Below are 11,541 nucleotides of genomic sequence, written 5' to 3'. Positions count from 1 at the left end.
TCTGTCATCTTCCACCTCCACGCGGATACCCGTCGATCACGACCCGGCACCGTTCACCGGATCGTGGTCAGCAGTGTGCAAACCCGGCGTACCCTCACGGTTTGTGGAGGGCGAAGAGGTTTTCGAGGTTCCCTCGTGCTCGGCGACAAGGTCGTTCGGCCCGAGGGCGAAGAGCTGCACGGCGGCGTTCAGCCGCTCGTAGGGATCGCCCAGGTCCAGGCCGGTGAGCTCACGAATGCGACCCATTCGGTAACGCAGGGTGTTCGCGTGGACATTGAGCTCTCGTGAGGCCGCAGCGGTGTCCCCGAAGGCGTCCAGATAGGCCGCCAGCGTCTGCGCGTACGCGGTGCCGCGCCGCAGATCGTGCGCGCGCAACCGGTGCACCGGCCCCTCCTGGAGCCGCCGGTCCGCGGTGACGGCCTCGCCCAGCATCAGCAGGTTGGCCGTGCCGCGCACGTCCTCCAGGCAGGCGCTGCGGATCTCGCCGCGCCGGGCCAGGGCCCGTACCACCAGTTCCGCCTCCATGCGGCTGGCCGGCAGCTCCCCCAGGTGCGGCACGCAGGGCCCGATGCCGGTACGCGGCCGGGCCCCGACCGCCTCCGCCACGGCGGCGCCGACCCCGTCCGCGGCCCGCCGGATGCCGTCCCGGTCGGCCGGACCCACCAGCGCGAGGACGAGCCGGGAGGGGCCCGTCGTCGCGAGCGCCCGCCACCGGTAACCGGCGAGATGGCGCAGCGCCTCCTCCTTCGCCCGGTACAGGTCGGCCGCGCCGGGGCGGGTGCCCTGTGCCGACAGGTCCGCGATCAGCACGGTGACCGGCGTCCCCGGATCGACGGCCAGATGGGACGCGGCCAGCCGCGGATCGACGTCGCCGAGCAGCGCCCGGCCGAACAGCTCCTCGTCCAGCCGCCGCCGGGCCACCTCTTCCTGATCGAGGCCGAGCAGCACACCCACGGCGACCGTCGCCGCGTCCGCGAGGAGAGCGGCGGCGTTCTTCGCGAGGGGTTCGTCGCCCTCGGCCACCCAGATCGAGCCGAGGTTCTCCGAACCGGCGCGCACCGCCGCCGCGAGCCTGCGCCCCGCCCCCACCTCCGGCACCGCCGCGACGTCGACCACCTCAGGCCCGGACCACAGCCGCCGATACACGCCGAGTTCGACGAGGCGCGCGCGGTACCCGGCCGGCCCATGCTGGTCGAGCACGGCGGCCCGGCGCATCTCGTCGTCGCCGGGGCCCAGGCGGGAGGCGGCCAGCAGCTCCTGGCCCGGCGTGAAGATCATGACCGAGCCGTTGACCAGCCGGGCGAGGGAGTTGGCGAGGCTCACCAGGTCGTGCCGGCGGCCGAGCACCGCCCCCTGCCGCGCCCCGGTCCCCACCCGTACCGCCAGCAGGGCACGCAGCCGTCCGATCAGGTCCGTCCAGTCCTGATCGGCCGCCAGCGCCAGGACCGCCACCCCGTGTTCCGCTCCGAGAGCGCTCGCGTCGCGCAGAGCGCGCTCCCCACCGGCCTTGACGATCACGCCACTCGCCCCGGCCCCGACCGCCGCCCGGATCAACCCGGCGGGCTCCCCGCCGGCCCCGATGCCGAGCAGCAGCCCGGCGGGCCGGTCGGACACGGCCCCCGCCCCGGTACCCGGGCCCGACTCCTGAGGGCTTTCGAAGGCCGGGCGTCCCTCGCGACCTCCGCGCCCCGCGTCCCCTCTGCGCCCTACACGCCCTTCACGCATTTCATGTCTTTCATGCCCTTCAGGCGCTTCGCCCCCTTCAGGGCCTTCGCGCCTTTCAGGTCCTTCATGCCCTTCGTGCACGGCGAGCGAGCGGACCGGAACGCCCAGGCCGTGGGGGGCCGCCCACACGGCGACCGTTCCGGGCCCCAGGCAGTCCACGACGGTGGCCAGGGTCACTGGGGCGTCGGCGCCTGCCTGTCCAGCAGCGCCGGAGTGCTCCGGGTTGTGGTCGGGCACGGCGGATCAGCTCCAAAACTTGGGGGGTCACACAAACCATCGCATGTCGCGACAGGGCAATCATGCAGAGGCGTACCCCCACGCAAGCCGCGCCGAAGGAGTCCCGCCGTGCCCGCACCCCAAGTCCTCGACCCGCATGACCTGTTGCAACGCCTCACCGACGCCTCCGCGGCCATGGTCACGGATCTGGAACGGCTGGTGCGCGCGGAGTCCCCGTCCGTCGACGGCGACTCCCTGAGCGCGTGCCGCGCCGTCCTGGCCGAGATCGGCACCCGACTCCTCGGCGCCGCCCCCACGGTGCTGCCGAACGACCCCGGCAACGGCCGCCCCGGCGGCCTGCTGTGGCGACTGGGCCCGGCCGACACGCAACCCGTCCTCCTGGTCGGCCACTTCGACACCGTGTTCCCGAAGGGGACCCTGAAGCACCGCCCGTTTCTCGTGGATGGCGATCGGGCGACGGGCCCCGGTGTCTTCGACATGAAGGCCGGCCTGATCCAGGGCCTGTACGCGGTGGCCTGGCTGCGCGAACTGACCGGCGAGGACCCCGCCGTCGCGTTCCTGGTGACCGCCGACGAGGAGATCGGCTCCCCGGCGGGCGGCCGGATCGTGACCGAGTGGGCGCGGCAGTCCCGTGCGGCGCTGGTGCTGGAGGGCGCGGCGGACGGGGGCGGGCTAAAGCACGCCCGCAAGGGCTGGTCGTTCTACGACATCCGTGTCAAGGGCATCGCCGCCCACGCGGGACTGGAGCCCGACAAGGGATGCAACGCCCTGAGTGACCTCGCCAGAATCATCGTCGCCCTCGAATCTCTCGCCGCGCAGGACGACCGGGTCACCGTCACGCCGACGCTGGCGAGCGCGGGCACCACCCAGAACACGGTGCCCGACCGCGCCCATGTCACCGTCGACGTCCGCGTCCCCGACGTCCGGACGCAACAGGAGATCGACGCCGAACTGCATCGCGTGGTCGCCGAGGTGGCCCGGCTCCCCTTCGAGATCACGGGCGGCCCCAACCGTCCGCCCCTCGAAGAGGCCTCCGCCACGGACCTGCTGGAGACGGCCCGTACCTGCCTTGCCGAACTGGGCCTTGCATGGCCCGGCTCGGCGGCGGTGGGCGGCATCTCCGACGGCAACCTGTGCGCGGCGGCGGGCACCCCCACCCTGGACGGCCTCGGCGCGGTCGGCGGCGGCCCGCACGCCGACCACGAGTGGGCCGACGTGACCCGCATGCCGGAGCGCGCGGCCCTCGTCGCGCTGATGGTGGAGCGACTGGGAAAGCGAGCGGCCCGGTAGGAGGTCACTGGGGGCGCCGATCGGTTCCGTACAGCAGGTACAGGGATGTCCTCCCCTACGGAACCGGGGCTCTCCCGTACGGCTCCGGGCCGGCACCGGCCGCCCGTCACCGACACGGACCCGGTTCTCCACCGTTACAGGCCGGGACCTTCACCGTCACGGACCTGGCGCGGATCGCGTCGGGTATCTGCCGGTGCCAGCAGCCTTCCGGCTTGCCCCGGCCCTCCAGCCATGCCCGCACCGGCAGCAGCCGCCGAGTCCGTGCCCACTCGGTGTCGGTCATGCCCGAGGGACAGCGCCGCTTCCGGGCGATGTTGCGGACGATGGCGCGCAGCCAGGCGCCCACAGCTGCCGGGTCGCGCACATCGCCGATGCGGCGCAGCGCGGTCAGGGTGGCGTCCTGTACGGCGTCTTCGGCATCGGGGCCGTGTCCCGGCAAGCCCAGGGCCATCGCGCGGCATGGCGGCCTGGTGGCGGGCGAGCATGAAGGGCGGCACTCAGGCGCCCCATGGCAACCTCGTCAATTCCATGGCAGCTGTCACCGGCGGCGACGCGCCCCGCGCCACCTGGTGGTGCGCACCGCGGCCGTGGGGATGGTGCGTAGCCGCTTCGCCGGGCTGATGGACGCGTACGCCCGCTGGGCACCGGCCACGGCCGGAACCGATTGACGGCACGTTCACCCGCTGCGAACGAGGCCGGTTCCGGATACTCCCCCGTCTCCGAGCTCGGATCCAGGGCTTCGGGACACTGGTACGTGCTGTCCTTGCCCGGACGCAGTTGCCACAGGTGCGCAGGGCAGGGGGCAAGCTGTACGTGGGCACGGCGCACGCTGTGACCAGGTTGCCCCTGATGGAAGGCTTCGTCGTACAGGAGCAGCTGTCCATGGATTCATGTTCGCCGACCAGGAGATTCCCCTTGCCGCACCGTCCCGTTGCCCGATCGGCCACGCCGAGCTGCCGCCGCATGCCGCCTCACGGACAGCGCTGCCACGGCCTCGCGCGCCGACCGCGAACCGCGAGTGTGCCGTCCGGCTTCACAGCCAACGGGCCCGCGGTGCCCCTTCGCGGCGCGTGCACGGCGGTCGCCCGATGAGGGCCGTCCTGGTGACGGGCGGCTCGCGGGGCATCGGCCGGTCCGTCGCGCTGGCGTTCGCTCATGGCGGTGACCGCGTTGCGGTGCAGTACGCGGGCAACCGCGCGGATGCCGAGGAGACCCTGCGGCAACTGCCCGGCGAGGGACACGTACTGCTGCAGGCCGACCTCGGCGAGCAGGATGCCGCCGAACAGCTCGTCTCTCAGGCGGTTGCCGCCCTGGGATCGGTGGACGTCCTGGTCAACAATGCCGGTGTGGCGCCGACGGAAGCCAACCGCCACCCGGTCGACGACACCCCGATCGCGGACTGGCAGCGCGTGTGGCGGCGCATGGTCGACGTGAACCTGCTCGCCCCGGCCGACCTGTGCTGGGCCGTTGCCCGGCACCTGATCGACCGTGGAGCAGCTGGCGCCATCGTCAACGTCGGCTCCCGCGGCGCGTTCCGGGGAGAGCCGGACTTCCCGGCCTACGCGACGACCAAGGCCGCCCTGCACGCACTGGGCCAGTCACTGGCTGTCGCACTGGCGCCGCACAACGTCGCGGTCACCTCCGTCGCGCCCGGGTTCGTGGCCACCGAGCGCCAGGCGGCCAAGCTGGCGGGGCCAGAGGGCGAACGTCTGCGCGCCCAGAGCCCGTTCGGCAGGGTCGGCACACCGGACGAGATCGCCGCCACCGTGCACTTTTTGGCCTCGCCCGCGGCGATGTGGGCATCGGGGACGATCGTGGACCTCAACGGCGCGTCCCACCTGCGTACCTGACTTTGGAGAGCACGCGCTCATACGCACTGTTTACGTCGTCACCCATCCCGAGGCGACGCACCACGTCGAGGGAGTCGTCGGCGGATGGCATGACTCGCAATTGACGCCGGCGGGCATCCGCGCGGCGGTCTCCATCGCCCAGGCGCTGCGGGCCCAGATCCCGAACAGCGCGGAGGTGGAACTGTTCTCCTCGGATCTACAACGCACCCTGCGGACAGCCAGGGAGGTAGCCGAACTGTTCGGCGTGATGCCGAACCTGGATCGCAGACTGCGAGAGAAGTCCTACGGTGAGGCAGGGGGAAAGCCGCAGGAATGGCTGGACCAGCGCTTCATCCCACCCCCCGCTGTCGGGGAGCGAATGGAACACGACGAAGGTATCGAGGGTTCCGAGACCAAGGCTGCGTGGGCGCAGCGCATCTACGCGGCCACAAACGACATCCTGCACAACCCTCGCGAGCACCAGATCATCGTGACGCACGGCGGGTGCTTGACGTTCGTCGTGGCGTCCTGGATCAAGATGCCGATCGAGTCGGCCGGCTATGCCAGTTTCCGCGCCCCCTCCGGCAGATCACCACGCTGCGCGAAGACGACTTCTTCCACAACCGCCAAGTCGTCAGCCTCGGTGACACCCTCCACCTCGACTCCGCCCAAGCCGACTGACCTCAACCTGGCCCGCCTCGACGGCCCGCCGCCCCCACGGGCCGCGGGCCGTCCCATGCACCGATGTCTTCCCCCTGAACATTCAAGCGAGCCCGTCGACCGCCGACTGCTGCCCAGAGCGCGCGCTGGTGTACCAGGCCCGGCACTTCGCGGATGGGGTCGCGTCATTCGTCGTGTGACGACGAGTGACGCGCGTGCGGATGGCGCAGGCGCACCCAGATGTCGCGCGCCTGCCGTCCGGCGGCGGTGCGGCTGCGGGCCACGAGTGTGCGGGCCTGTTCCGGCGTCTCCACCATGGGGCCGGAGCCGCGCAACGGCCGCCCCGCGGTCTCGTGCAGGAAGAACGTCGAGAGGAGGCCGATCGCTCCGGCGACCATCAGGTAGTACGCGGGGACCATGTTGTTGCCCGTCGCCTCGACGAGAGCTGAGGCGAACAGGGGTGTGGTGCCGCCGAAGAGTGACACCGACAGGTTGTAGGCGATCGACAGGGCGCCGTAGCGGATCCGGGTGGGAAAGAGGGCCGGCAGTGTGGCAGCTGCCGTGCCCGCGAACATGACGAGCAGCACGCCGAGGATCGCGCACCCGAACGCCGGAAGCAGGATGCCGCCCTCCCTGATCAGCAGGAACGCGGGATAGGACAGCGCGATGAGCGCGATGCTGCCGGCCATGAACATGGGTCTGCGTCCCCACCGGTCGGACGTCCTGCCGACGGTCGTGATCAGCAGGACGACCAGGAGCATCGTGCCGAGGACCAGCAATTGCGCCGTCGTGTCACTCTCGCCGAGCGTCACGGTCATATAGGTCGGCAGGTACGACGTCACCATGTAGTTGGTGACGTTGTAGAGCAGGACGAGGCCCATGCAGATGAGTACCGCCTCCCAGTGGCGCGCGAAGATCTCCCTCACCCGGCCCCTGCCCGACTGCCGGGCCTGCTCCACGGGGTCTTCGTCCGCCTTCTTCCCTGACGCCTGCGCGTGTGCGTACGCGGCCTCCCGCTTGAACGCGGGCGTCTCCTCCAGCTTCATGCGCATGTACAGGCCGATGAGACCGAGCGGACCCGCCACGAAGAAGGGGATACGCCAGCCCCAGTCCTCGAGGCCGTCGCTGCCGAGCACCAGCGTGAGCACCGTCACCAGGCCGGAGCCGAGCGAGTAGCCGATGAAGGTGCCGAAATCGAGCCAGCTACCAAGGAAGCCCCGGCGCTTGTCAGGCGCGTACTCGGCGATGTAGGTCGTCGCGCCCGCGTACTCGCCGCCGGTGGAGAAGCCCTGGACGAGACGGCACACCAGCAAAAGGATCGGGGCGAGAAAACCAACCGCCGAGTAGGTCGGCAGGAAGCCCACGGCGAAGGTGCTGGCCGCCATCATGATCATCGTGGCGGCGAGCACCTTCTGCCGGCCCACACGGTCGCCCAGGGGCCCGAAGACGAGCCCGCCCAGAGGGCGCACGATGAAGGCCGCGGCGAAGGTGGCGAAGGTGGAGACGACCTGCGCACCGGGGGAACTCGACGGGAAGAAGACCTTGCCAAGGGTGCCCGCCAGGTAGGCGTAGACACCGAAGTCGAACCACTCCATGGTGTTGCCCAGAGCAGCCGCGGTGACGGCCTTGCGCACCTGCGGACGGTCAGCAACAGTCACGTCCTCCGCCGAGAGGGCCTTCTTACGGCGGCGCAGCAGCGTACGCAGCATGCGGTCAGTGGCCGGATGCGACGCGCGCGCAGCGCCCCGCCCCGGCGGAGTGGACTTCCGGCGCCGGAAGACACCTGGCATGAGCGGGAGCCTCTCTGCGGACGGCCGCGAGACCGCGGGAGCCGCGGGTTACGGCACCGATACGAAGGACTCCCATTCTTCGCAATGCGCAGCCGCACCGCCTCCAGAGACAGGCTGTACGCGTGGCACTGCCCCGCGAGGGGAAAGGAGCGAGCACGACCAGGCCCAGGGCGTTGTCGCTGAACCGGTTTCGCAGCCGCTGGTCGTGGCTCAGTGCCCGGGCGCCGCGGCCTGGTCCGTCCTAACCTTCTGGGCGGATGCCGTCACGGTGGCGGGGCTTCGCACCCTGCCAAGAGACCGCCCACGTCGCCGAAGGAATGCGCTCCGCGATCTCACGCGCGAACCACTTCGCTTCCTCGCTCAATTCGTCCGGACCCTCCGCAGCAATCATCCGGAGCAGGCGGAGCAGGTCATGGGCTTCTTCGAGCGTAAGCGACTCCAGGCGGCGGGCTGAGGTGTCCTGCTCGGGGATCAGGCTGGTGGCATCTGGATTCATGCCGGTCCAACGACCATCGGCGCCAAGAGAATCCATCGGACCGCCTCATACCGCCGAGTGGAGGACGGACACGGCCCGCTTTAGCACGCCGCTCGCGACTTCACCGCGGCACAGCCCAGCCCTCTGGGGCGACACCGCCGACTGCCCCGTACGGCGCCGCAACAGAGGCGTGTGGCCCGCACAGGTGCGCAGCACCACAGGTGGCCGCAAGACACACCGGCATGCGCCGCCGGAACCGGCCGCGAGCAGACTCAGGATCCGACTGACGCTCCACGCTCAGCGCCGCCCGATGGCTCCCCAGGCTCGCCCCCGGCTTCCGGCTTCCTGCTTCCTGCTTCCTGCTTCCTGCTTCCTGCCTCCTGTGACACTGCCCGACGGTCCCGTGCGCGCACTCCCGTCCCTGCCCCTTGCTCTTACCCTTCCCTCTTCGACCTGGCGAGCAGCTGGAGTACAGGTGCGAGAGGTTGTCCGGGTGCATGCGGACACTAGAAAAGGCACAATCCGGGGCTTCCTCGCCCCGGAAATGAGTGCGTACTGCGGCAAGTCCACTCGCAAGGAGGCAGATGTCCGGTCAGACACCCGCCGTCCTCCCCCGAACCGGAACCGCGGCCAGAACCGAAGGACGGCGCCGCGCTGAAGGGGACAGCAGACCCAGGACTGGGGTCGAGCACAGGGAACCCGACACGGGCGCCCACACCGCCATACTGTCAAACTGACGCGAAAAGAGGCGAACTTACATCCGTCTCCCGACTGGTCTGAGATCCTAGAGACCGATCGAGAGGGGCCGCAGGTATGGAGTGGAAGACCCACGGCGAGCGACAGGTCTACACCAATAAGTGGGTGAATCTGTGTCTGGTTGACGTTCAGCAGCCTGACGGGCGCAGATGGGAGTATCACGTCGTTCGCCTCCGGCACCTGGCCGTCGCGGCCGTGGTCAATGACCGCCAAGAGGTCCTGATGATGTGGCGACATCGCTTCATCACGAACTCGTGGGCCTGGGAGTTGCCCATGGGCCTGGTCGAGGAGGGCGAGTCTCCGGAAGAGGCGGCAGCGCGCGAAGTGCTGGAGGAGACAGGCTGGCGTCCCGGGCCCATCAAGCCACTGATCTACGCCGAGCCGGCCAATGGGATCACTGACTCGCAGCACTATGTCTTCCGCGCGGACGGCGCGACCCACGAAGGGCCGCCTACGGAAAAGAACGAGTCCGACCGCATCGAGTGGATTCCGCTTTCACAGGTACGCGCGATGATCGACCGTCGGGAGATCGTGAGCAGCGGATCGCTCGTCGGCCTGCTGTACCTGCTCATGGATGAAGCGATCCGCTGACCGGAGGGAGAAGTTCCCGTAGCCGTGCCTCAAAGGCCAGGGCTACGGGCTCCTGCCTGTGTGGGGCCAACTGGTCGTAAAACTCTCGAAGATGGCCTGATACCCGCTCGGATGCCACTGCCGACGCCGGCTCCAGAGCTTGCGTCGCAGTGCGGCACGCCTGGTCGAGCTTTCCCTGGTCCAGCTGCGTACGTGCCAGCCAGAACGAGTGAAACGCCCGCCCTCGCTGGTTGGCACGATCCTCCCTCCGCAAAGCGTCCGCGATCAGGGGTTCAGCGGTTACGGAATCACCCAGTCGGCCGTGAGCGATGCCCGTGTCCACGATGAGCTTCGGCTCATCGAAGTAGGTCACCCATGCCGGGTCCAGGTCGCCCGTCCGAATCTGTTCGAACTGGCGGTGCGCTTCCCCAATCGCCTGGTGAGTGGAGTCGCGGTTGCCGAGGATGGCATGAGCGAAGGCTTCTCGCATGGACAGCATGGACAGAACGCGTGGGGTGCTGCCGGGGGTTGAACGGGCCTGGTCCTGAGCGGCGGTCACGAGTGCCAGAGAGTCTGCGGGCCTGTCCTGGTATGTGGCCTGCAAACTCATGCAGGCCAGGACGTTAGCGATGGACTGGTGGTCGCCGGCTTCCTTGGCCAGTTGCAGGGCTTCCGTGAAATACGCACGGGCCTGGTTGTACTGGCGGGCATCGAAATAGGTCCAGCCGGTGAGGCGTGCCAGCTCGGCCGCGATTTGGTACAGGCCGTTCTGGATGGATGGCGGCCGATTCTCCTTCAATAGTCCGATCACGTAACGAAGTTGGCCAACGATAGCCGGCCTTAACGCCTCACCGCCGTGCTGGTCATCCCGACGCCAATAGTCCTCGATCGACGACCGGAACGCTTCAAGCGTGCCTGTACTGAGGCTTGTTCGGGTGGCTAACGCGAGGATGCTGTCGACATCTGGCCCGGGCAGAGAAGCGGGTACCCGCTGTTCCGGCTCCGGCTCCGGCTCTGCCCCATACGGCACCTCGCGATCGGTGGCCACGAGAGCCTGAGGCGTCTCCCAAGCCCGCCGGGCAAGCCCCAGCATGTGCCCTGGGATGCGTAAGCCATCTGCGATGCGCTCGACGACATCCATGTGCGACAACCGGCGCTGGCCTGCGATGACTTCGCCGACTCGGCTGGGCGTCAGCTCGCAGCGCCTGGCGATCATCGACGGATAGATACCTGCCTTGGTCTTCACCAGTCGGAAAACGCTGGCGAAGTCTCGCACCCGACATGCGTTGATCATCTCGGGATCGGTGAGCAGCCTTGCAGGAAGTTCCTGGGGCCGGTCGGCGTCGGGCATTGGGCAAGCTCCCACACTGCGAGGGCTACGCAACGTCGCTGATTCTCTACTTGCCGCAATGTTACCCAAGTTGGGTATCCAGCTGGACCTTTGGCGCCGGTTGCCGGACCGCGATGCTCGTGTTCATGGCGAGCAACCAGCAGACCAGACCGGGCATCGGTGACCCGGCCAACGACAGCGCTGAAGAGCGCATCGGCATCGTTGTCGGCGAGATCGGCGGACGCGAGCAGATGAGGCCGATCGATGGCGGCGACGAGTGGGAGCAAATGCCAGACAAGGTGGTTCCGCTCAGCGCGCGGAAGGAACTGGGCGCACGTCTTGCCGTGAAGAACAACAACAGTCAGGTCGGGCTGTGATGCGCGCCATCGGCCGGTACGCCGGAGTCCTGTTCATCATCTGTATCAGCGGATCGTGCGGCCTGGTGATCGGCATGGCTCTGGCCATGAGCCGATAGACCAGTCGCCCCGAACGGGGTGCCGCTCCCCCGAATCCGCGGAGCGGCAGTGCCGTCCGCACAATGCGGTCGCAGAGCGCAGCTTCGGCGCAGAGTCCTGGATCTGTCCAGGAGAAGGCATACCTCGTGGCTCCACCGCCGACCAGCATCTCGCGATGAGGCAGATTCCCGTGCCCCACAAAACGCCCGAAAGGATGAGCAGTGCACATGTGCCAGCACGTGCCCCCTTGCCCCACAGGTGACCAGTCCGATCACGAAGCGACCAAGCCCACGGCACGTGACGACATCGTTGACTGGACGCTGCTGTGCAACGGTGTCCTGCTCTTCGACGACACCGGCGAACTACAGTCCAATGGCACGGTTGTGGCCCCGCACCGGCCCACCGGCGCGACCGGAGCAGCCCA

The 11,541-nt window shown here is 69.0% G+C and carries 9 protein-coding genes and 2 pseudogenes; 6 read left to right on the top strand and 5 right to left on the bottom strand.

The features are described 5' to 3' along the window. Positions 1 to 36: 36 nt before the first annotated feature. A complete protein-coding gene (locus OHO83_RS45295) occupies positions 37 to 1,614 on the bottom strand; it encodes a helix-turn-helix domain-containing protein (RefSeq protein WP_266681510.1) in 1,578 nt (525 codons plus the stop codon). A gap of 456 nt (positions 1,615 to 2,070) precedes the next feature. Between OHO83_RS45295 and OHO83_RS45290 the strand changes: the two genes are divergently transcribed. After that, positions 2,071 to 3,252, top strand: coding sequence for a M20 family metallopeptidase (locus OHO83_RS45290; protein ID WP_266681508.1), 1,182 nt, complete (start codon positions 2,071 to 2,073; stop codon positions 3,250 to 3,252). Positions 3,253 to 3,358: 106 nt separating this feature from the next. Here OHO83_RS45290 and OHO83_RS47200 read toward each other — a convergent pair whose 3' ends face one another. Continuing rightward, on the bottom strand, positions 3,359 to 3,703 hold the full coding sequence (locus OHO83_RS47200; RefSeq protein ID WP_406339822.1) for an RNA polymerase sigma factor: 345 nt from the start codon (positions 3,701 to 3,703) through the stop codon (positions 3,359 to 3,361). A 637-nt stretch (positions 3,704 to 4,340) separates the two neighbouring features. Here OHO83_RS47200 and OHO83_RS45280 point away from each other — a divergent pair. Both OHO83_RS45280 and OHO83_RS45275 read left to right on the top strand, forming a co-directional pair. Next, positions 4,341 to 5,102, top strand: coding sequence for an SDR family NAD(P)-dependent oxidoreductase (locus tag OHO83_RS45280; RefSeq protein WP_266681506.1), 762 nt, complete (start codon positions 4,341 to 4,343; stop codon positions 5,100 to 5,102). 19 nt (positions 5,103 to 5,121) lie between these two features. Beyond that, a pseudogene (locus OHO83_RS45275) lies at positions 5,122 to 5,577 on the top strand (histidine phosphatase family protein); the annotation flags it as partial. Positions 5,578 to 5,926: 349 nt separating this feature from the next. On the opposite strand, the gene proP reads toward OHO83_RS45275, so the two are convergent. Beyond that, positions 5,927 to 7,450 carry a glycine betaine/L-proline transporter ProP gene (gene proP / locus OHO83_RS45270; protein ID WP_266681504.1) on the bottom strand — a complete coding sequence of 508 codons (1,524 nt, stop codon included), beginning with the start codon at positions 7,448 to 7,450 and terminating at the stop codon, positions 5,927 to 5,929. 322 nt (positions 7,451 to 7,772) lie between these two features. Beyond that, positions 7,773 to 8,063, bottom strand: a complete 291-nt coding sequence (locus OHO83_RS45265; RefSeq protein ID WP_266681502.1) for a DUF6417 family protein — start codon at positions 8,061 to 8,063, stop codon at positions 7,773 to 7,775. Between the two features lie 756 nt (positions 8,064 to 8,819). Here OHO83_RS45265 and OHO83_RS45260 point away from each other — a divergent pair. Then, positions 8,820 to 9,353: an NUDIX hydrolase gene (locus tag OHO83_RS45260; RefSeq protein WP_266681500.1), complete on the top strand. Its 534-nt coding sequence runs from the start codon at positions 8,820 to 8,822 to the stop codon at positions 9,351 to 9,353. On the opposite strand, the gene OHO83_RS45255 is transcribed toward OHO83_RS45260, so the two are convergent. Continuing rightward, a complete protein-coding gene (locus OHO83_RS45255) occupies positions 9,331 to 10,683 on the bottom strand; it encodes a hypothetical protein (RefSeq protein ID WP_266681498.1) in 1,353 nt (450 codons plus the stop codon). The genes OHO83_RS45260 and OHO83_RS45255 overlap by 23 nt on opposite strands. A 125-nt stretch (positions 10,684 to 10,808) precedes the next feature. Here OHO83_RS45255 and OHO83_RS45250 point away from each other — a divergent pair, with 125 nt between their 5' ends. Together OHO83_RS45250 and OHO83_RS45245 are read left to right on the top strand one after the other, a co-directional pair. Then, a complete protein-coding gene (locus tag OHO83_RS45250; protein ID WP_266681496.1) occupies positions 10,809 to 11,039 on the top strand; it encodes a hypothetical protein in 231 nt (76 codons plus the stop codon). Between the two features lie 305 nt (positions 11,040 to 11,344). Beyond that, positions 11,345 to 11,536: pseudogene (locus tag OHO83_RS45245) on the top strand (DUF5999 family protein); the annotation flags it as partial. Positions 11,537 to 11,541: the final 5 nt, after the last annotated feature.

Source organism: Streptomyces sp. NBC_00569 (assembly GCF_036345255.1).
Classification (GTDB): Bacteria; Actinomycetota; Actinomycetes; order Streptomycetales; family Streptomycetaceae; genus Streptomyces.
Note: the sequence above shows the minus strand (reverse complement) of the source record. Positions and strands in the feature narration are given on the sequence as shown.